Origin of the sequence: Bryobacter aggregatus MPL3 (assembly GCF_000702445.1) — a bacterium.
GTDB lineage: Bacteria > Acidobacteriota > Terriglobia > Bryobacterales > Bryobacteraceae > Bryobacter > Bryobacter aggregatus.
In genome coordinates this window covers 3,046,909-3,068,236 of record NZ_JNIF01000003.1, presented here as the reverse complement: position 1 = coordinate 3,068,236, position 21,328 = coordinate 3,046,909, and the positions used below count along the sequence as shown (strand labels likewise).

13 protein-coding genes are annotated in these 21,328 nt (G+C 57.8%); 6 read left to right on the top strand and 7 right to left on the bottom strand.

What is annotated here, in order from left to right; all coding sequences use genetic code 11:
- Positions 1 to 13: 13 nt before the first annotated feature.
- Positions 14 to 1,123, bottom strand: a complete 1,110-nt coding sequence (locus M017_RS0114365; RefSeq protein ID WP_031498777.1) for a histidine-type phosphatase — start codon at positions 1,121 to 1,123, stop codon at positions 14 to 16.
- 62 nt (positions 1,124 to 1,185) lie between these two features.
- Between M017_RS0114365 and M017_RS0114360 the strand changes: the two genes are divergently transcribed.
- Positions 1,186 to 3,252: an FAD-dependent oxidoreductase gene (locus M017_RS0114360; protein WP_051670090.1), complete on the top strand. Its 2,067-nt coding sequence runs from the start codon at positions 1,186 to 1,188 to the stop codon at positions 3,250 to 3,252.
- A gap of 3 nt (positions 3,253 to 3,255) precedes the next feature.
- On the opposite strand, the gene M017_RS0114355 is transcribed toward M017_RS0114360, so the two are convergent.
- The gene (locus M017_RS0114355; RefSeq protein WP_031498773.1) at positions 3,256 to 3,993 is read right to left on the bottom strand and encodes an SDR family NAD(P)-dependent oxidoreductase; all 738 of its coding nucleotides are present in this window, start codon (positions 3,991 to 3,993) and stop codon (positions 3,256 to 3,258) included.
- Here M017_RS0114355 and M017_RS0114350 point away from each other — a divergent pair.
- From M017_RS0114350 to M017_RS27735, 3 genes are read left to right on the top strand one after another with little or no spacing between them, the layout of a single operon-like run.
- Positions 3,977 to 5,407, top strand: a complete 1,431-nt coding sequence (locus M017_RS0114350) for an aldehyde dehydrogenase family protein (RefSeq protein WP_031498772.1) — start codon at positions 3,977 to 3,979, stop codon at positions 5,405 to 5,407. The genes M017_RS0114355 and M017_RS0114350 overlap by 17 nt on opposite strands.
- A complete protein-coding gene (locus M017_RS28760) occupies positions 5,392 to 7,413 on the top strand; it encodes a pseudouridine synthase (RefSeq protein WP_080507763.1) in 2,022 nt (673 codons plus the stop codon). The genes M017_RS0114350 and M017_RS28760 overlap by 16 nt, the downstream gene beginning before the upstream one ends.
- 43 nt (positions 7,414 to 7,456) lie before the next feature.
- Positions 7,457 to 9,832, top strand: coding sequence for a PQQ-dependent dehydrogenase, methanol/ethanol family (locus M017_RS27735; RefSeq protein WP_051670088.1), 2,376 nt, complete (start codon positions 7,457 to 7,459; stop codon positions 9,830 to 9,832).
- 3 nt (positions 9,833 to 9,835) lie between these two features.
- Here the strand turns inward: M017_RS27735 and M017_RS0114335 are convergent, their stop codons facing one another.
- Together M017_RS0114335 and M017_RS0114330 are read right to left on the bottom strand one after the other, a co-directional pair.
- The gene (locus M017_RS0114335) at positions 9,836 to 10,624 is read right to left on the bottom strand and encodes an exodeoxyribonuclease III (RefSeq protein ID WP_031498768.1); all 789 of its coding nucleotides are present in this window, start codon (positions 10,622 to 10,624) and stop codon (positions 9,836 to 9,838) included.
- Positions 10,603 to 11,655, bottom strand: coding sequence for a 3-deoxy-7-phosphoheptulonate synthase (locus M017_RS0114330; protein ID WP_031499860.1), 1,053 nt, complete (start codon positions 11,653 to 11,655; stop codon positions 10,603 to 10,605). The genes M017_RS0114335 and M017_RS0114330 overlap by 22 nt, the downstream gene beginning before the upstream one ends.
- 79 nt (positions 11,656 to 11,734) lie before the next feature.
- Between M017_RS0114330 and M017_RS0114325 the strand changes: the two genes are divergently transcribed.
- Together M017_RS0114325 and M017_RS0114320 are read left to right on the top strand one after the other, a co-directional pair.
- Positions 11,735 to 13,042 carry an NCS2 family permease gene (locus M017_RS0114325; protein ID WP_031498767.1) on the top strand — a complete coding sequence of 436 codons (1,308 nt, stop codon included), beginning with the start codon at positions 11,735 to 11,737 and terminating at the stop codon, positions 13,040 to 13,042.
- 9 nt (positions 13,043 to 13,051) lie between these two features.
- Positions 13,052 to 13,501 (top strand): peroxiredoxin, encoded by a 450-nt coding sequence (locus M017_RS0114320; RefSeq protein ID WP_031498766.1) that lies wholly within the window; start codon positions 13,052 to 13,054, stop codon positions 13,499 to 13,501.
- A 3-nt stretch (positions 13,502 to 13,504) separates the two neighbouring features.
- Here M017_RS0114320 and M017_RS0114315 read toward each other — a convergent pair whose 3' ends face one another.
- The 3 genes from M017_RS0114315 to M017_RS0114305 form a co-directional block, all read right to left on the bottom strand.
- The gene (locus tag M017_RS0114315) at positions 13,505 to 13,825 is read right to left on the bottom strand and encodes a hypothetical protein (protein ID WP_155121412.1); all 321 of its coding nucleotides are present in this window, start codon (positions 13,823 to 13,825) and stop codon (positions 13,505 to 13,507) included.
- A 74-nt stretch (positions 13,826 to 13,899) separates the two neighbouring features.
- On the bottom strand, positions 13,900 to 17,295 hold the full coding sequence (locus tag M017_RS0114310) for a TonB-dependent receptor (protein WP_031498764.1): 3,396 nt from the start codon (positions 17,293 to 17,295) through the stop codon (positions 13,900 to 13,902).
- A 685-nt stretch (positions 17,296 to 17,980) separates the two neighbouring features.
- On the bottom strand, positions 17,981 to 21,301 hold the full coding sequence (locus tag M017_RS0114305) for a carboxypeptidase-like regulatory domain-containing protein (protein WP_051670085.1): 3,321 nt from the start codon (positions 21,299 to 21,301) through the stop codon (positions 17,981 to 17,983).
- Positions 21,302 to 21,328 lie beyond the last annotated feature (27 nt).

Sequence of the window (21,328 nt, the reverse complement as noted above, 5' to 3'; positions counted from 1 at the left end):
GATGGACATTATTTTATCTCCGCCGCTTGCTGGAAGTGACCAGAAGAGAGGTCGCGACGCAGAAGTGTCCGTGGGGCGGCCGGGTGATGGGAGTAAAATCGGAGCTCCCCAGGTCGATCACAACAGGTGTGCCGCCGCTACCGTTGTGTAACTGCTCCAGACTCTGCGCGATGTATTGGGACCGCAATCGGAAGCGCCCGTCTTGCCTCCACAACGTAAAGACCAGTGCTCCGCCTGGCGAAGCATAGTTCTTTGGATAGGAGGCAAGCTGCCAGTTGAGTCCGAGCAGCGCGGCCAGACTTTCGAGGTTCTTGTCGTGACCCGATAGGATCAGCAGTGCCGTGTTCTTGGGTCCGATCGAGCCATCGATGCTTTCGCCTGTCGCGGCTTGGCACAGCGAAGTCTGGATTCGCAGCCAAAGATTCCGCGCATACTCCGCTTTGCGCGGCTGCGCAGCACGGAGCGTCAGGATCTCTTGCAAATCTTCCTGGGACAGTCTCCCCCAGCCCAGTTCGTTTCCCTCGAAGCCATTGGCGTATTCGAGCATCAGATTCTCGGCTAAGGTTGCTGCCGTGCGTAGAGAAAGATTCGATCTCGCTCGCGCGCCCTTGAGCACAAAGTGCAACTTGTCGAGTGCGGGTTGGAGTCCAGATCGATCCTCTGAGCGAAATCGTGCAGTGCCTTGCGTAGACAAGAGCGGATCTGGAATCCCTGGTCTGCCAGAGTGGACCGCATAGCGACATCCGGGGATGATCCCTTCAAGGAGTGCACGAGCCGATTCCGTAGTGCGCTGATCGCTATCTGACCAGACATAGATGCGGCCGGAGTCCTCGCAACCATTGCGAGCAAGCAGCCCTTCGGCGCGAAAGGTCTCGCCATAGTAGGCTCCCATCAGCTTCATCATCTGCCGCCCGTGGGGAGTGAGATGACCAGGGAGGACGCCCCAACTGGGCCAAGACCCCACGGAGTAAAAATGAAGCCAGCGATTCGGCGCCAGAGGAGCGCGAACGCCGTGTCGGGTGAGGATCACGGCGTACTGCAACTTGGGTTGCGGGCTCTCCTTTTGTGCAATCCCGTACGCCGCCAGCAGGAAGAAACTGAGGAAGGTCTGATTTTTCTTCAAGGCTTCTCCTCCTCCAGACCGCCACCATCCCGAAGGAAACAAAGGCACACTAGAGAGAGAGCATGGCGAAGAAAACAATTGCGATTGTCGGAGGCGGGTTCGCCGGGGTGGCTTGTGGGCGTCGGCTTCGCCGGTTGATGAGCACCGAGGAAGCGCACATTGTCGTATTCAGCGAAGAGAACTATATGGTGTTCCAACCGCTGTTGGCGGAAGTAGCCGGAAGTTCGATCCAGGCGGAAGTTCCTGCCACCCCGCTGCGGGTGGCGTTGCCCGACGTGGAGTGCCGCCGCGAAAAGGTGATCGACATCCATCTGCCCGAAAACACGCTCGTGTTTGAAAGCTTCGATGGACTGAAACGGACTCTGAAATACGACCATGTGATTATTGCCTGCGGCAGTGGTGTGAATCTCAGCGCTGTACCGGGGATGGCCGATCATGCCTTTCCGTTTCGTACGGTCGCCGATGCGGTGGCATTGCGGGCGCAGATTTCGCAGCAGCTCGAGCAGGCAGCGGTTTGTGAGGACCCCGTACGCCGGGAGTTCTTCCTGACCTTCGCAGTGATCGGAGGCGGCTTCTCGGGAGTCGAGGTAGCCGGCGAAATCAACGATCTCCTGCAAGCAAGTGAGAAGTATTACCCGACGATCAAGCCGGAAGAATCGCAGGTCATCTTGATCCATAGCCGGGAGCAGTTACTCCCCGAAGTCTCCTCCACCCTGCGCGACTTCACCAAGAAGAAGATGGAGCAGAACGGGGTCAAGATCGTCCTGAAACAGCGCGTGAAGATGGTGACAGCCGATGGTGTGACGCTCAGTGATGGGACACACTTTCATGCCGCAACTGTCGTGGGCACAACAGGCACGGCCCCGCATCCGTTTGTCGAAAGGATGAAGGCGGAGAAAGACAAGGGCCGCTTGAAGACACAGCCCGATATGCGGCTGCTGGGTTATGAGAACGCATGGGCCATTGGAGACTGCGCCTTGGTCCTCAATAGCTTTGACAACGAGCCCTCTCCGCCAACGGGACAATTTGCGGAACGGCAAGGCAAGCAATGCGCCGCCAATCTTTTCGCGCTGCTCCAAGGCAAGCCCACCAAGCCCTTCTATTTCAAGCCCCTGGGCATGCTGTGCGCCATTGGCGGACACAATGCCGTCGCCGAAATGATGGGCGTGAAGCTCTCCGGTTTTATTGCCTGGTTCATCTGGCGGACCGTCTATCTCCTGAAGATTCCCTCCTTCTCACGCAAGGTGAAGGTGGCTCTCGACTGGACCTGGGAGTTGATGTTCTCGCGCGATATCACGGGCGTCAAGATCGACCATGCGAATCGCGTCCACGACGCCTACTTTGAAGCCGGCAGTTTTATCTTCAAGAAGGGTGATCCCGCCACCGACTTCTACGTCATCGAGAAGGGCGAGGTGGAGGTGATGCGGCAGATTGAGGACGGACAGGAGCCAGAGATGGTGGCCATGTTCGGCCCCGGCGATTTCTTTGGCGAGATGGCGCTGGTGGAAGACCGGCCGCGCAACGCCAGTGTGCGGGCCAGAACCGATGTCGAATTGACGATTATTGGCAAAGGGATGTTCGCCAAGATGTCGAAGATCCTCGCCCCCTTGTCGCAACAGGTGAATAACGCGATCCGGAAGCGGACAACGATGCGGCAGAAGCTACCGCGCTCAAGCGACATTCTGAAGCACAGCGTGCTGAAGGATGTAATCGAACCCTTGCCCTCGCAACCTCTCAGCGAGAACTGCACCTTTACTTCGGCAGTGGGTCAGTTTGAAAGAGAGAAAGCAGACTTTTTCTGCGTTGTCGATGAGAAGGCGAATCTGTCCGGCGTTCTGACGCGAACCGATCTGTTGTCGACGCTCGAAATGATCGCGGCCATGCCCGAGGAGGAGCGCGGCAAGATCAAGGTGAAGGACATCATGACGCAGAATCCGATCTGGGTCACGGTGGACGATTCGCCGCTGCTCGTGACGGAGATGATGCGGGAGCGGAGCATGAAGAGAATGCCGGTCGTCTATGACATCAACGACCGGCGCATTGCAGGATATATTCGTCTCGAATCGCTGATGGCGCTTGTAATGCGCAAGATCCAGGCCGAGCGAGACGCACTCCGCGAAGTGAACTAGAAACTATGCGAAGTACATGCCACCGTTGACTTCAATGGTTTGGCCGTAGATATACGCGGCTTGTGGAGAACACAGGTAGGCAATGACATCGGCGGTTTCTTCGCTGCTGCCCAAGCGGCCGGCGGGGGTGTTTGCTTTGAAGCTCTCGAGCATTTGCGGCGTCGAGAAAACCTCGTGGAAATGGGTGGCGATCACACCGGGAGCGACGCAATTCACATGGATGCCTTGCGGTGCCAGTTCTTTGGCCATGCCCTTGGTGAGCGCAGAAACGGCGCCTTTGCAGGTGGCGTAAGCAAAAGCTCCCGGACCGCCGCCATTGCGTCCGGCAATGGACCCGACATTGACGATCCAACCCTGCTTCTGTTCGATCATGTGCGGCACAACCGCCTGGGTGACATAAAAGACGCTCGAGAGATTGAGCATCACCGTCTGCTCCCAATGATCCGAGGGCATGCTGGCTAAAGAGTGTCTGCCGAGGAGCGAACCGGCATTATTAATCAGTACGTCAATCTTGCGGCCCTTCAGTGTTTCTGCAAATGCTTGTGCACCGGCCAGAGTGGCGAGATCGGCATGGATCGTTTCGGCAGTGGCGCCGAGGGCCCGAGCTTCGCTGGCCACTGCTTCGGCTCCGCTCTTGTCTGATGAGTAATGGATGAGAAGGGATGCCCCTTCTTTCGCGAAGGCCAGAGCCGTAGCCGCTCCGATTCCCTTGCTGGCACCCGTAATGAGGACTGTACGCATTGTCGCTATTCTATGTGACGATGTTGGGGTGACGATGATTGCGGTGGAGAATCCTGCGACGGAGGAAGTACTCGGGGAGATCGCGGATTCTGGAGAAGCAGGAGTCAACCAGGCGGTCGCCGCCGCGCGCGCTGCCTTTGCAGCCGGAGTGTGGGCCCGGAAGCTGCCAAGCGAGAAGGAAGCGATCCTGTGGCGGATTGGCGATCTGATTGAGCGGGATCGCGAAGATCTGGCCTTGCTGGTGACACTCGAAACCGGCAAGACCTTGAAGGAATCACGTGGGAGCGATGTTGGCGGCTCCGCCGACGCGTTCCGTTATTTTGCCGGCGCCGTGAGGCGAATTGGCGGCAGGACGATTGCGGCGGATGGTCCGTTTTCCGTCGCAAGCCAGCGCGAGGCGATGGGCGTGGTGGGGGCAATCGTGCCCTGGAACTACCCGCTTTGTCTCGCAGCCTGGAAGATTGCGCCTGCCCTCGCCTGTGGCAACAGCGTCCTGCTGAAGCCCAGCGAGTTGACGCCATTTCATGCGTTGAAGCTGGCGGAGTTGCTCGCAGAGGCGGGCGTTCCGCCGGGAGTCTTCCAGGTGGTCAATGGCTATGGCCACACGACGGGCGAAGCCTTGGCGCGGCATATGGATGTCGACAAGATCTCCTTCACCGGCTCGACCCGGACGGGCAGACGCTTGTTGTTGGCCTCGGCAGAGAGTAACTTGAAGCCAGTGAGCCTCGAATTGGGCGGCAAGAGCGCAAATATTGTTTTCGGTGATGCGGACCCGAAAGCTGCGCTTCGCGGAGCACTGTGGGGAATTTTTTCCAATCAGGGGCAAATCTGTACCGCCGGGAGCCGTCTCCTGGTACAGTCCTCCCTCCATGATGAGTTTGTCGACCGGCTGGTGAAACGGGTGCGGGGATTGAAGATGGGAGACCCGCGGCAGGACGATGTCGTACTGGGGAGCCTGATTTCCAAGCAGCAGATGGAGCGGGTTCTCGGTTATATCAAGACAGGAAAAGCAGAGGGAGCAAACCTGGTTTGTGGCGGCGCTCGCGAGGGGAATGTTGGTTGTTTTGTGCAAGCTACGGTGTTTAGCGGAGTAAAGAACAGCATGAGAATCGCGCAGGAAGAGATCTTTGGGCCGGTGCTGAGCGTGATTCGTTTTGAGACGGAAGAGGAAGCGCTCGCCATCGCCAATGGCACCTCCTACGGGCTCGCCGCTGCCGTTTGGACCAGCGATTTGAAGCGGGCTAACCGGATGGCCAGTGCATTGCATGCGGGGACCGTGTGGGTGAACTCTTACAATGAGTTTGACGCAGCTGTTCCGTTTGGTGGTGTGAAGCAGTCAGGCTTTGGACGGGAACTCGGGCAAGAAGCGATCGAAGAATTTACAACAGTGAAGAGTATATGGACCGCCCAATAAAGAAAACAACCAAGAGCCCGATTACGAGCAAGACGCTCGAACGCGTGATCTCCAAGGCGGGCCTGGGCTCGCGAACGGATGCACGGCACTGGATCCACTCGCGGCGGGTGACGGTGAATGGCAGGATGGTCGAGAATCCGGATGAGTGGATCGATCCGATCCAGGACCGGATTGAATTGGACGGGCGTCTGGTCAAGACGCTCGACAAGCTTTACATCCTCCTTTATAAGCCCGCAGGCTACATTACGAGTAAGGGCGACCCGGAAGGCCGGAAGACCGTCTACGACCTGCTTACCGACGTTCCATCCTTTGTCGGGACCGTGGGCCGGCTGGATGAAGATACCAGCGGACTGCTCTTGCTGACCAATGACACGGCGCTCGCCGAGCGGATGACGAATCCGGAATTCCATGTGCCGAAGACTTATCTCGTGAAGTGTTCGACCAAACTGTCGGATGAGGCGCTCGAGACGCTGCGCCAAGGCGTGGAATTGAAGGATGGCATGACAAGGCCGGCGATCGTCAACCGGGTGCGTGAGAACGAATCGAAGAGCTTTGTCGAGCTCACGATTACCGAAGGCAAAAACCGGCAAGTGCGCCGGATGATCGAGGCGATGGATAGCCAGGTATTGAAGCTGGTGCGGACCAATCTGGGGCCGCTGACCCTGACGGGACTTGAATCCGGCAAGTGGCGCCATCTGAATCCGGGCGAAGTGACGAAACTCATGAAGCTGGCTGGGATGGAAGAGAAGCCGGTACGGAAGGAAACGGAAGCGGCCCCGGATGCGCAAGGAGGAATGAGGCCGCCTTCACGGACGCAGTTCGGCCGGTCGAAGCCGGTTGAGTCAGATTGGAGTGCGAAATCGCCTTCACGCGATAGATCCGATCGGGCGCCTCGCGGCGGCGATTCTCGTAGCGACTCACAATGGTCTCCCAAGAAGTCCACTTGGAATCCGAAACCACGTACGGGCAGCAAGGCGGAGTGGGCACCTCGCGGGGACGACGCTCCCCGTGGCGACTCGAACTGGTCTCCGAAGCCGAAGTCCGACTGGGGTGCGAAGCCTCCTTCGCGTGGTAAGGCGGAGTGGTCCCCTCGTGGTGGTGATGCTTCTCGTGGCGACTCGAACTGGTCCCCGAAGCCGAAGTCCGACTGGGGTGCAAAACCTCCTTCGCGTGGTAAATCCGACTGGGCACCTCGTGGTGGTGACGCTCCCCGTGGCGACTCAAACTGGTCGCCGAAGCCGAAGTCCGACTGGGGTGCGAAACCTCCTTCACGTGGCAAATCCGACTGGGCACCTCGCGGTGGTGATGCTCCTCGTGGCGACTCGAACTGGTCCCCGAAGCCGAAGTCCGACTGGGGTGCGAAACCTCCTTCACGTGGCAAATCCGACTGGGCACCTCGCGGTGGTGATGCTCCTCGTGGCGACTCGAACTGGTCGCCGAAGCCGAAGTCCGACTGGGGTGCGAAGCCTCCTTCGCGTGGTAAATCCGACTGGGCACCTCGCGGGGGCGACGACTCCCGGAGCGGCTCGAATTGGAGTCCGAAGCCGAAGTCTGACTGGGGTGCGAAACCTCCTTCGCGTGGTAAATCCGACTGGGCACCTCGCGGGGGCGACGACTCGCGGGGCGGCTCGAACTGGTCTCCAAAGCCGAAGTCCGATTGGGGCTCGAAGCCTCCTGCGCGTGGTAAGGCGGAGTGGTCCCCTCGCGGTGGCGACGACTCCCGGAGCGGCTCGAATTGGAGTCCGAAGCCGAAGTCTGATTGGGGTGCGAAACCTCCTTCACGCGGCAAGTCCGACTGGGCACCTCGCGGCGGTGACGCTCCTCGTGGCGACTCCAAGTGGTCCCCCAAACCAAAGTCTGATTGGAGTGCAAAGCCTCCTTCGCGCGGCGATTGGGGCCCGAAAACGTCCTTCCGTCCTCAGGCGGAGAGCCACAGCAAACCTCCATTCAAAGGCCCCTCAAAAGGTGTAGGCGATCGCCGCTTCACCCGCCGGCGTGATCAATAAAATCCAAGCGGCGGCTGTAACACGTTGCGATAGGCTTATACGTATGTTCCCTGCCCTGTCGCGGCGCCTTGCGGCCGCTTGTTTCTCGTTGACTGTCCTTGTTGGACAGGAACACACGCCGCAGAATGAAAAGAATCCACTCGCTGCTGACGCAACCGCAGTTGAATCCGGCAAAAAACTGTTTGGCCAAGCCTGCCAGGCCTGTCACGGTGGAAATGCGGCAGGAAGCGACCGTGGACCCGCCCTTGCGACAGGAATTTTTAAGCATGGAGCGAAAGACGGAGAGATCTTCCTCAACATTCGCAACGGTATCACGGGCACGCAGATGCCCGCCTTCCAAAAGCTCGGGATTACCGAAGCGTGGCAGATTGTCAGCTATCTTCGCAGCCTGAGTAGCAGCACCGTCAAAGTAAACGAGACCGTGCCGGGCGATCCGAAGAAAGGCGAAGCCCTGTACTTCGGAAAAGCCTCCTGCTTCCGTTGCCATGAGGTGAACGGACGAGGCGGCATTGTCGCGCCAGATCTCTCTGCAGCAGCAGGAACTCCGGCCGAAGCACTGAAGAATAAGATCCTCAAACCGAACGAGCTGATCGGCGGCCAGAAAGGCCCGGGCATGATCGAAGTGGTCACCGCCGAAGGTAAAACCATAACCGGTCTCAGGCGCAATGAAGATAGCTTCGTCGTGCAAATCAGCGAACGTGACGGTAGCTTCCATATGCTCGACAAGGCCAGCCTCAAGAGCCGGAAGACGATCGAAACCTCGATGATGCCTGCGAACTATGCCACCCGCCTCAGTGGCGAGGAGATCCAGGACATCGTCGCTTATCTCAAAACCCTGACCGCTCGCGATTACGCAGCCACCGTACGCGGCGACTTACCCGCCGGCGGCCTGAGCTATGAGCGGATTCGGAATGCCTCCAAGGAGCCGCAAAACTGGCTCACCTACTGGGGAGACTACGCAGGCAAGCACTTCAGCCAGCTCCAGCAGATTACTCCGGCCAATGTGAAGCAGTTGCAGGCCAAGTGGTCTGTGCAGATGCCTGGCGACTCGATCCTCGAAACCACCCCGATCGTGATCGACGGCATCATGTACACGGCCGGAATGCCAGGCCAGGTCTTTGCGCTCGATGCGCGCACCGGCATGCAGATCTGGAAGTACCAGCGCACGCAAAAGAAGGTAAACGCCTTTGAGAGCAACCGCTACAACCGCGGCGTCGCGGTGTTGGGCAATCGCGTCTTCTTCGGAACCCTCGATGCGGCGCTCGTCGCACTCGACCGGCGCACCGGACGTCCGCTTTGGGAAACCCAAGTGGCCGACACCATGGAAGGCTACAGCGTCACCGTCGCGCCACTGGTGGTGAAGGACAAGGTGATTGTCGGCGTCGCCGGTGGCGAGCATGGCATTCGCGGCTTTCTCGATGCTTATGACGTTGTGACCGGCAAGCGGGTATGGCGATTCAACACCGTTCCGGGACCTGGCGAATTCGGTCATGAGACATGGAAGGGCGATAGCTGGAAGCTTGGTGGCGCGCCCACCTGGCTCACTGGCAGCTATGATGCCGAACTCGATACGCTGTACTGGGCCACCGGCAATCCCGGGCCCGATATGGACGCTGAAATTCGCAAGGGCGACAACCTGTTTTCCTGCTCCGTGCTCGCCCTCGATCCTGCGACTGGCAAGCGCAAATGGCACTACCAGTTCACCCCCAATGACAGCCACGATTGGGATGCGAATCAGGATCTGGTGCTGGTCGACCGGGTGATCGATGGAGTGCAGCGCAAGCTGCTGGTGCAGACCAATCGGAATGGGATCTTCTATGTGCTCGATCGTACGAACGGTAAACTGCTCTTTGGCAAGCCCTATGTCCGCCAAACCTGGAACGCCGGCTTTGAGGCCGATGGTCGCCCGAAGGTGATTCCAAATACAGACTCCACACCCGAAGGCCGCGTCGTCTATCCGACCCTCGTCGGCGGCACCAACTGGCAGAGCCCTTCCTTCGACAGCAGCAATGGAATGCTCTACACGGTCTATGCCGATGGCGCCGAGCGCTTCATTCGCGAGAAGAGTGTCTATGAGCCCGGCAAGGCCTACTGGGGTGGCCGCTCCGTTGCCACCGGCGACAAGCCGCTGGCAGGCATCAAGGCCATCGACACAGCGACGGGGGATGTGAAGTGGGAACATCCGCTGTCACGGGGATCGCTTGCTGCGGGCGTGCTCGCCACCTCGACGGGCGTGCTGTTCTCCGCAACGGCAGAGGGCAATCTGATTGCGCTGGAGGCGGCAACGGGCAAGTATCTGTGGAGGATGCAGACGGGCGCCACCACGGCCACTTCACCGATCAGCTACGCGGTGGACGGCAAGCAGTATGTCGCGATTGCGGCAGGCCAGGTGTTGTACAGTTTTGCGCTGCCTGAATAGGGCTTAAACGCGCAGATCGAGAGTCACAGGACAATGGTCGCTGCCGGTAATGTCATTGAGCATATCGGCAGCGGCAATGCGGTCAGCAAATTTGCTGGCAACCACGTTAAAGTCAATTCTCCAACCGATATTCTTGGCGCGGGCGTTCATGCGGGCGCTCCACCAGGAATACTTCACCACACCCGGGTTCAGATGGCGCCAGGTGTCGATCCAGCCACTCTTGAGGAAGGCGTCCATCCAGGCACGCTCTTCCGGCAGGTAGCCGGGATTCTTTTCGTTGTCTTTGGGCCGTGCGAGATCAATCGGATAGGGCGCAACGTTGAAGTCGCCCCCGAGGACAACGGGCTTGCCAGTGCGGCCCAGCTTCTCAAGCCAGCCTTCCATCGCCGCGCAGAAGCGCAGCTTGTAATCGATGCGCCCGCCGAGAGCCTGTGAATTCGGGAAGTAGGCGCTGACGACGATGTAGCGATCAAACTCGGCCGCAATCGCACGGCCTTCGCCGTCAAACTCCTCGTAGCCCAGGCCGGAGTAAACCTTCAGCGGGACATCCTTCGACAGGATGCCAGTGCCGCTATAGCCTTTGCGTACCGTCGCAGCATACCAGTGCTGGTTGTAGTGCGACAGGCAGGCAATGTCCTCGGGAATCTGGTGCGCATCCGCACGCACTTCCTGGAGCAGAATCACATCCGCATCGTGAGTCTGCAGCCACTCGGCCAGACCGGACTTGGCACAAGCCCGGATGCCGTTGACGTTCCACGTTGCGATTCGCTTTATGTCCTGGACTTCAGACATGCTTCGGCAAGCCTTTCAAAGATGCGTGCGGTGGACGGGATATCGATGCACTCGTCGGTGATCGACTGGCCAAAGGTCAGCGGCTTTCCGGCGATCAGATCCTGACGGCCGGACACGATGTTCGATTCGATCATCACGCCAAAGATGCCGGTCTGGCCCGCTTCGATCTGTTCGGCAATGGACTGCGCCACGATGGTCTGGTTGGCCGCGTGCTTTTGTGAATTCGCGTGCGAGCAATCAATCATGAGACGATCGGGGACCTTCTGCGCCCGCAAGGTGTCGAGAGCGCTCGAAACCGCTTCCTCATCGAAATTCGGGAGCTTCCCGCCGCGGAGGATGACGTGGCAGTCGGGGTTGCCGTTGGTCTCGACAATCGCGGCGTGGCCGGTCTTGGTGACGCTGAGGAAATGATGCGGTTCTGCCGCGGCGCGGATCGCATCGATCGCAATGCGCACGTTGCCGTCGGTGCCGTTTTTGAAGCCGACCGGGCAAGAGAGCCCGCTCGCCAACTGGCGATGCGACTGGCTCTCCGTCGTACGCGCGCCGATGGCCCCCCAGACAATGAGGTCCGCGATGTACTGCGGCGTGATCATGTCGAGAAACTCGGTAGCCGAAAGCAGCCCCATGTTGGCGAGGTCGAGCAGCAGCTTGCGCGCCCGGCGGATGCCTTCATTGATCGAGAAGCTTTCATCAAGAAAGGGATCGTTGATGAGCCCCTTCCAGCCCACGGTGGTGCGGGGCTTCTCGAAATAGACCCGCATGAGAGTGAGGAGTTGCCCTCTGTAAGGCTTCGCAATCTCCTTCAAACGGGCAGCATATTCAAGAGCAGCGTCCACATCGTGGATCGAGCAAGGACCCACCACAACGACAAGACGATTGCTTTGGCCATGAATGATTTCATGCAGCTCTTGGCGAGTATTGTGGATAGCACGGGTTACATCTTCGGTAGGTTGAAGTTCCTTGAGGAGATCAACAGGAGGATTGAGTTCGCGGATGCCGCGAATGCGTACGTCGTCGGTGCGGAATGACATTGAGAAATAAGCGCGGAATCTTAGATTTTACTAGTCTTTTGAAACGTGCGCTTAGAGGATGCTGCCATCATGGATCCAGATGCGCGGGAAACTGGAGTCCTATTTCGAGTTTGCGAGACTCGGCGCGAGCTGGCGGACCGAAATTTTAGCCGGCGCCACCACCTTCATCACGATGGCTTACATCGTCTTCGTGAACCCTTCCATCCTCGGCGAAGCGGGCATGCCAGTGGGCGCGGTAACGGCGGCCACCTGCTTGAGCGCGGCTTTGGGAAGCATTCTGATGGGCGCCGTCGCACGCTATCCCATCGCGCTTGCCCCCGGCATGGGGCTGAACGCCTACTTCACTTATGTCGTCGTCAAGGGCCTGGGCGTCTCCTGGCAGGTGGCGCTGGGAGCAGTGTTTCTTTCGGGTGTCGCATTCCTCCTGCTGACCTTGACCGGACTGCGCCAGAAGATTGTCGAGGCGATGCCGGCGGATCTGTACGCCGCAGTCGCCGTCGGCATCGGCTTGTTTATCGCCTTCATCGGCCTCAAGAACGCCGGGATCATCGTGCCGGATCCGGCGACGATCGTGCGGCTGGGAAATCTACGCGAGCCCACAACAGTCTTAGCGATTTGCGGACTACTCCTCATCGGAGCGCTGCTCGCCTGGCGGGTGCGAGCGGCGATGCTGCTCGGAATCCTCGGCACCAGTCTGCTGGGCGCGATCTTCGGACTCACCCAATGGAGCTGGCAGCCGAGTTATCTGCCACAGTTGGGACAAAGCGCATTCCAGCTCGATGTGCGAGGCGCGCTGGGACTCGGGCTGCTCGAGATCGTGTTCGTATTCCTGTTCGTCGACTTGTTCGATAATCTCGGAACACTGGTGGCCGTGACGAAGAAGGCAGGCCTGCTCGACAACCAGCAGAAGATCCCACGCGTGGGGCGGATTCTGCTCTGTGATTCGATCGCGACGATGTTTGGCTCGCTACTGGGCACCTCCACCGTAGTGAGCTATATCGAGAGCGCATCGGGAGTTCTGGCCGGAGGACGCACTGGAGTGACGGCGATCGTCACCGGATTGCTGTTCCTGGTCGCGCTCTTTGCCGCGCCCATTGTGGGTGTGATTCCCGCTGCGGCTACAGCACCGGCCTTGATTCTCGTCGGCAGCATGATGATGTCGCATGCGGCAGAGATCCGTTGGGATGATGCCGAGGTGGCGATTCCCGCCTTTCTGACGATCCTCGCCATTCCGCTCAGCTTCAGCATTGCGAACGGCGTTGCCTTTGGCTTTGTCGCTTATACGCTGCTGAAACTGGCGCAGGGCAAGTGGCAGGAAGTGGGCTGGCTGGTCTATGGGTTGACCGCGTTGTTCATCGCGCGCTTCTTCTATCTGAGTGGAGGATAATCACACCAGATGTTGCAATTGAGCTGGCTCTGGAGTGACCCCTTGGAAGTGGGCGTAGACGCGCCTCTGTTTACGGCAAAGGATCAGGATGGCAACGAGGTGAGCCTGCAGAAGCTGCGCGGCAAGAACGTCATCCTCGTCTTCTATCCGGGCGACGATACGACCGTTTGCACGAAGCAGGTGTGCGAGATCCGCGACAATTGGCAACTGGTCAAGCAGAAGAATGCCGTCGTCTTTGGCATCAATCCGCAGTCGGCGGAGAGCCACAAGAAGTTCGTCAATGGAAGGCAATTGCCCTTCCCCCTGCTGGTCGACCAGGGACAAAAGATCGGGCAGCTCTACCACGCGCATGGACTGATCGTGAAGCGGACCGTTTACCTGATTGGCCCCGACGGCAAGATCAAATTTGGACAGCGCGGCAAGCCTTCGCCGGCGGAAGTCCTGCGCTTCGCCGAGTAGGCGTTATTTCCGTTTGCAGGAGAAGGTGCCCGTCGCCTGGCCCCCAAGATCAACCGAGCCTTTGAGCGCATCGTTCTCGAGACTGCCCTTATAAACAAGCGCGTAGCCTCCGGCAGTAAAACTCAGCGTAAATTTGTTGCCCTCTGCTTTGCCGCTCAATTCGGTGTCGCCCAGTTGTCCGCTGTAGCTGCCTTTGATGTCGGAACCGGTCTGCTTCAAGTCAAAGTTCGGACTGCCACTACCGCCATCGAACTCCACAGTGCAGGCCCATTTCCCACTGAGGTCAGCAGCCGCAGCAAGTGCGGCGGCAAAAAAGAAATTCACAAGGATTCTCATGTAGAAATCATAAAGGGCTCCCCGGTAGGAGAGCCCTTTTTGTTTGTTAAAAATCGCTTTGGCTAGAAGGTATAGCGGAGAGCGAGTTGGATGTTGCGGGGAGCGGTCTGCGTCTTCTGTGTCACCTTCCCGAAGGTTGCGTTGTTCGGGTTGGTGTCCACACCGGACCAGTTCGGGTGGTTCGGGAGGTTGAAGAACTCAGCGCGCAACTGCACATTGTGGCGTTCCTGGAAGCGGAAGTTCTTAAACGCCGACATGTTGAAGTTATTGAAACCAGGGTTGTAGAACATGTTGCGGTTCTGCGTGGTGGAGAAAGTTCCGGCAACCGGCTTGGCGGCCGTTACCTGAATCCACTTGGCAGGATCCGCACTGCCCTGTGCGAACTGGCGCGGGTAGCTGGCGGCCGAGGTGATTTCCCACGGCTGCGTTCCGGTGCCGGTACCAGCAAAGTCGTCACCCGTCGTGATGCTAAACGGTTTACCGGTTTGCCATTGATAGTTACCACTGGTCTGCCATCCGCCGAGAACCATGCGCGCAACAGCGTTGCCGCTGGTCCTGTAGAAGGGCAGTTCGTACACGAAGTTGATCTGGAACATGTGGCGGTTGTCGAAGCTCGAAGCGCCCCAGAAGTTCTTGTCGTTGTAGGCGTTCCAGAGCAGATCCTTACGGCCGGAGGCATTGTCCATGCTCTTGGAGAGCGTGTAAGCAGCGCCAACCAGGAAGCCTTTGCTAAAGCGACGGTTCGCTTCGAGTTGAAAGGAATGATAGGTACTGCGAGCAGCATTCTCTTGCAAGTCAATCTGGGCAAAGCCCTTGTAGGGACGAAGGAAGTTGACATTCGCACCAGGATTGGCCTGGGTCGTACCCGGCTGGAGTTGGTTCAGATTACGAGTCCGTTCCAGGTTGTTCGCCGTGCGGCCCACATAGGCAGCAGTGACGATCGTGCTGAAGCCGACTTCACGTTCGACAGTGGTATTCCACTGGTAGGAACGTGGAATCTTGAAGACCGGATCGGTGGTCATGTAGTAGAACGGGAACTGCGTGCCGGCGGTGCCGCCGGGGTTGTCCACGTTGCCAGCGGTAACAGAGGCGAAGGGCTGGAAGGGAGCCTGACCGCCAAGGAAGACACCGTCAGAGACACCAGGACGCTGGAAGAAGCTTCCACCACCGGCGCGGACGACCGTCTTTGTATTGATCGAATAGGCAATACCAAAGCGCGGAGCCCAGTTGTTTTTCTGCAACTGACCAAAGGTGTTGCTGCCACCCGAGAACAGGCGGTTGAATGAGGGATCGCTGGCGATCGGCACACGGCCAATCGCGGCCTTGGGCCAGCCGGTTCCCGGAATCACGATTCCGTTGTAGCGGTCGCCACTGAGAACGTTACCCGTTGCACGGTCGAGAACAACAGCCTTTGCAGGATCGTACTTCGAAGGATCGAAGACGGCGATGTTGTTCCAGAGCGAATAGTAATAAGGCTGCATGATCGTGTAGCGCAAGCCCATTTCGATACGCAGCTTGGAGTTGATCTTCCAGGAGTCCTGGAAGAAGGCTTCATACATCTGGCCACGATACGGAGTATAGGCGCGCGTGCCGATTTCCGCATAGGTATCAAAGAGTCCGAGAGCTGCGTTCGCGATGGCGAGGCCGGAGTTCGGAGCGCCCTGACGGCCGTCAGAGAACACAAAACGGCCATTCTGGTTGTTGGTGCCACCGGGGACGCCACTCACGTTGATCTGGTCAAAATCGTTCTGGCCAGAACGCTCGAAGTAGAAGCCGAACTTCAGGGTGTGATTCCGGATGATCTTCGTTGTGTTGTTCGAGATCTGATAGATCGGGCCGGTTGACTGGGACGGATAAGGACCGCCGTCAACAGTACCGAAGCTATTGATTTCGATCGTCGGGATCTTGTCCTGAATTTCCTTTGCGCCACCAAAGAGGTAGGGGTAGTTGATGCCATAAGCACTGCGCTTATAGGCGCCGGTGCTCTGGTTCACCTTGGTGTAGACGCGATCGACGGAGGCGGCAACAAGGAACTCGTTGACGGTGGTCGGATTGATCGTCCACACGTGGTTGATCGAACCAGTGACGTTCGGACGGCTCTGATCGGTCGTGGCACGGTCGGTGTTGTTATTGAAACCGTTCAGGATGTGATAGGTGTAATTGGACCAGCGGGCGCGGATGGTCTGGTTCGAAGTCGGGAGGAGATCGATACCGAGGTTATCCTTGCGCTGGTTTTCAGGCTGCGAGCGCGAAGCGAAGTAGTTGTTCCGTCCCGAGAGATAGCCAGGTAAGGCATCCGGGTAGGCACGCAACAGCGCGAGGCCGTTTGAGCTGACACGATTCGCCGGGATGATGTTGCCAGGGAAAGGCGCACCCGTCGTCGGGTCATTGATCGTCCGGACCGCAAAGAACGGATTGGGGCTCAAGAGTTCGCTAAAGTTTCCGGTACGCATCAGAGGAGTCGGCACTGTCGTGGTGGCAGTGACTTCCTGGCGATAGCGCACATACTCTTGCGAGAAGGAGAAGAAGGCTCTGCTCCGGTCCGTATTGAAGACCTTCGGGACCATGATCGGACCATTGACCACGAAACCGAATTGATTGAAGGTATTCTGCGGCTTCCGCGCACCAGTCGTATTGCGGAGCCAAGTGTTGGCGTCGAGCTCACGGTTCCGCAGGTATTCGTAGGCAGTGACGTGAAGGTCGCGTCCACCAGACTTGGTGACGATGCGGACCTGACCGCCGGAGGTGCGGCCGTATTCAGCGTTGTAGTTCGAAGTGAGAACTTGAACTTCTTGCACAGTATCCACGTCAGCAGTTCCAACAGAGGTGCCATTCGAACGCGTACGAACGCCGACCGCGCCATCAAAGGTGATGAGGAAGTCCTGGCTTCTGGCGCCGTTGATCTGCAACCCGTTGTTGAGACCAAAGGTAAAACGGTTCATCGCATCGCCCTGAACGCCCGGCTTCAACTGGGCGAGCAGCAGCGGGTTGCGGCCGTTCATCGCCATGTTTTCGATCTGCTTGGCTTCGATCGTTTTCCCGACCGTAGCAGAGTCAGCCTGAACACTGGCAGTGGAAGCAGTGACTTCGATCGATTCCGATACGGCGCCGACCTCAAGAGAGATCTCTACCGAAAGCGGGATCGAAGCATCCAGTTTATTTGTCTTTTTGATGTACTTCTTGAAACCAGCGGCCTCTACGCTTACGGTGTAGTAGCCAGGCTGGAGGTTGGTGATGGTGTAAAAGCCTTCACCGGTGGTGGTTGTTTGACGTTCGGTTCCGGTACCTTCGTTCCGCGCTGTAACCTTAGCGCCAGGAATGGAAGCACCCGATGCGTCATGAACGTTGCCGGTGATTTGGGATGAGTCAGATTGAGCGAAGCCCGAGCTTGCCGCGAGAAAGATAGCGGAAAGCAAGAGACCAAGCCTGAGAGACAGCGAGCGAACTTTGCTCTTCATGATTTCTTTTTCCTCAGAACAGAGAGTGACACCTCAGATTCAGACCAGAGAAGCCTGAACCCAAAGTTGTAAGACCCTCACAAATTCTACCGAAAAAGAATTTCTTTGTGTTTTATCCGCACCTTATAGTAAGAATTCTTAATTCAGCTATAGGCATGACGGATCGGCCCGCTGATGCAGGCCGATCCGCTCGAGCTCGTTGTTCTCGTTATCTAGAAAGCGAAACGAAGCCCGAATTGCATATTACGCTCGCCGGTCTTGGACGTTACCTGTCCAAAAGTTCCGTTGTTGGGATTGCGGTCCAGGCCACCAACTGAACGTGCAGGCTCTCACCGATTCTGAAGTTCTTGCATGCCGAAAGATTCCAGTTCTGGAAGCCAGGTGCATAAAGGATATTGCGTAGACGGTCGGTCCCCGAAGTAGTCTTGGTGAACAGTGTCTGTTTTCAGGCTGCATCGGGTCTTAAGGCCGAGTCGCTGAACTGGCCCGAGAAGTTGATCGAGTCGGCCGAACCGAGAGCCCCCGATTGGAACTGCGTCACGTGGCCAGATCCGAAAATGTACGCCTCAGCTCATAAAAATCTATAATCTATAAATTAAACCGAGTTCCTGATTTTTTTTTGAGTGCTTAAAACAAGAGGCGCCCACTGGCGGGCGCCTCCTGTTTTGATGGCGAAAGCCGTCGCTTAAAAGTACAGCTTCGCGCCGAGTTGGATGACGCGGGTGGTGATCCCTTGCACGCCGCCGCCAATCGAGCCGAAGGTGGCCGAACGAACGTTGAGATCGAGAGTGCCCGGGTCTGGATTGTAGTTGTTGAACAAATTGAAGATCTCCGTCCGGAACTCCAGGCGGCGCGTTTCCCCCAGACGGAATTGCTTGTTCACTGAGAAGTCAAAGTTCGTAATGCCCGGCAGCCGCACCGCATCGGTACGCGGTGAGGTTCCGAAGCGGCCGTAGGCTGTGGGGTTGCGCACCGGATCGGCAGCCAGGAAGGCGTTGGTATTGATCCACTTGGCCCAAGTGCGGTCTCCCCCGGCCAGATTGCCGTTCTGTCCGGCCACCTGATCAGGACGCGAGTTGATTCCCGTGCCCGTCGTATCAATGTTGGCGCTGACAGGAGCCGGATAGCCGCCCTGGAACGTCATGATCGTGCTGAGATTCCACCCCCCCAGGAGCGAACGTGCAATGCCTTTCGAATTTTTGAAGAAGGGCAGCTCATAGAGGATCGTATTCACAAAACGGTGCCGCAGGTCAAAGCCGGAGGTGGAACGGTCATTCCGGAGATTGAAGATGTCCTGAGGAGCACCGATGAAGTTTCCACCGCCCACTTGCCCACCGATATCGGACGGGCCGGAGATGGCATGGGACCAGGTGTAGGCGGCCAGAAACGTGGCCCCCTTTGCCAGGCGGCGCTCGGCCTTCACTTGGAGCGCGTGATAGATCGAATTTCCGATGGACTTATCTCCTGTGACGGCGCGCTGGAACAGTTGGTCCGGACGGCGGGAATTGAGCGAAGCAAGTCCAGGGGTCCGCGGATCCACCACCTCGATCGGACGGTTCATATCGCCGAAGGTGACCAGTAAGCGTGTGCCCTTCGAACCGACATAACCGGCATCGATCACGATGTTCGCAAAGACCTTCTTCTGGATGTTCAGATTCCATTGCTGGATGTAGCTGTCTCGCATTTCCGGATCGTTTGATACGGCAAAGTTCAAAGCCCCAGAGGTTTGCGCGAGCGCGAAAGGATTGTTGAAGAAGATGTTGGGCGTCGTGGAGGTGCTGCCGATCAGAGCAGCGCCCGAAGTCGCTTGCGCACCCTCGGCCATGGCGAAGATGGCGTTTGAGATCTGCGGCGTGTAGTAGAGTCCGTAACCGCCACGGATCACCATTTCATCAGCGAAGGTGGGACGGTAGGCAAAGCCGAAACGTGGGCCCCAGTTATTCTTATCGGGACGGATGAGACCGCGGCCATACTTCGAGTTCTGCGGGGTGATCAGATCCGTCACGATCATGCCGTTCTGCCCGATATTAACGAACTTGTCGTCGGCCTGGGTGTACTTGCCAAAGTAGTCGTAACGGAGACCGACGTTGACCGTGAGACGTGAGGTGGGACGCCAGTCGTCGCTGAAGAAATAACTCTGCCAGAGGTTTTTTAGACGGGTGGCCGTCGGAGTTGGATTGATGCTGGACGTTTTGACATAGCCAAGCATGAAGTCTGCCATCGCCGCGCCCGTATACGTTCCATCAAAGCCGAAAGCGCCACGGGCAGCGCGAGCCTGATCGAAGGTGACTTCGCGAATCGCAAGATCGATGCCCGCTTTGAGGAAGTGCTTCCCATGCTGCCAACTCAGAATGTCCGCAAACTGCGTGATGGAGTTGGAACGTTGGCGCGGGCCGATCTGGCGTTGGAGATCAAACACCGAGAAGCCGCCATCATTGCCGCTGATGGAGATGGAAGGAGGTCCGTACTCAAAGGGCCGGCGAGAGACCAGAGGCAAGCCCATCTTGCCCGCAATGTCGAACTCCGGCTTATTGGAAGTTCCGAAGTTTTCAAACTCGGCAAAGCTGTGCGTACCGCCTTTGAAATCGTTGACCAGGGTGGGAGAGAAGGTGTGGACATAGCCACCGCCCCAGGTGCGAACGCTGCCCAGGTTGTCGCGCTGGTCATTGCCCCAGAAAGGGATTCCCGCTTCAAAGGTATCGTTCCAGGCATAACGCAGATAGATCGAGTCTTTCGGCGAGAAGTTATGATCCCCACGAACCAGGAAGTTCTTCTGCCGCGAGAGCGCGCTGGGTGTCGCGGAGATAAAGTTGAACGCACCCTGGCTGGTGTTCGGATTGGGCGTAAACGGCAAGAACGCTTTCGCCTGCGGACTTAAGAGGCTCGACGGAATCTGGTTGTTCGGAAAAGGGCCGACGCCCATCGGATCCCGCAGGATAATCTTCTCGCCGGTACGCGCATTCGTGAGCTGGCTGAAATCTCCGTTGCGATAAGCAGTCGGCGGCACGATGCGCAGACCCGGGGTGGTGGCCTGCAGCAGCCTTCCCTGCTCCCAGTTGAAAAAGAAGAAGGTCTTGTCAATGCCGCGATAGAGCTTAGGAAGAAACACAGGACCACCGACATTGGCGCCAAACTGATTGCGATTCAGCCGCGGCGGAGTGACATCTTTATTGGCAATCGCATCGTAACTCTGCGTCAGCGCGTTATTGCGGTTGAACTCCCAGAGAGTGCCATGCAATTGGTTTGAACCACGTTTGGAGATGATGTTCACATAGCCACCCGGTGCCCCGCCCGCTTCAGCTCCGTAAGTGGAAGTTTCCACCTTGAACTCACTGAGAGAGTCGACGGAAGGCGAGAAACTGTAACTCATCGCGTCATAGTCCATGATCTCGATGCCATCGAGGAAGAAACGATTGGCGGTATCGCGCTGTCCGTTTGCCGACATCGCTGTTTCTCCATAGGCAGAAGAGGTTTGACCGATCGAGCCGCGGCCGCGGCGTACTGTGATCGAGCCGGGAGTTCCCGCCTGGACACCGGGAATCAGTTGCGCTAACTGGACAAAGTTTCTGCCGTTGAGGGGCAGATCCGATACTTTGGCGGCATCGATGACCGTGCCCACCACGGCGTTGTCCGTTTGCAGGATCGCACTGCTGGCAGCGACCGAAACGGTTTCGGTGACATCACCGATTTTGAGCTGGAAATCCTGGCGCAGAGTTTGTCCCACCTGTAGGTTCAAGCCGGTGACGGACTGGGTCTGGAAGCCCTTGGAAGAAAGCGTTACGGCGTAATCGCCAGACGGTAGAAATGGAAGATTATAGTTGCCAGATTCGTCGGTACGAGTATCGCGAATCGCGTTAGTACTGCTACTGACGACTTTAACCACCGCACCGGGGACCGTAGCACCTGTCGAGTCTGTGACAGTACCCGTTAGTGTGGCAGTGGTCTGCTGTGCGAGTAGAGAGGCAAGGGAGAAAATGAGGCCCAAAGCAAAGATGCGTAGCGACATGCGCTACGCATCGTATCAATATTAAAA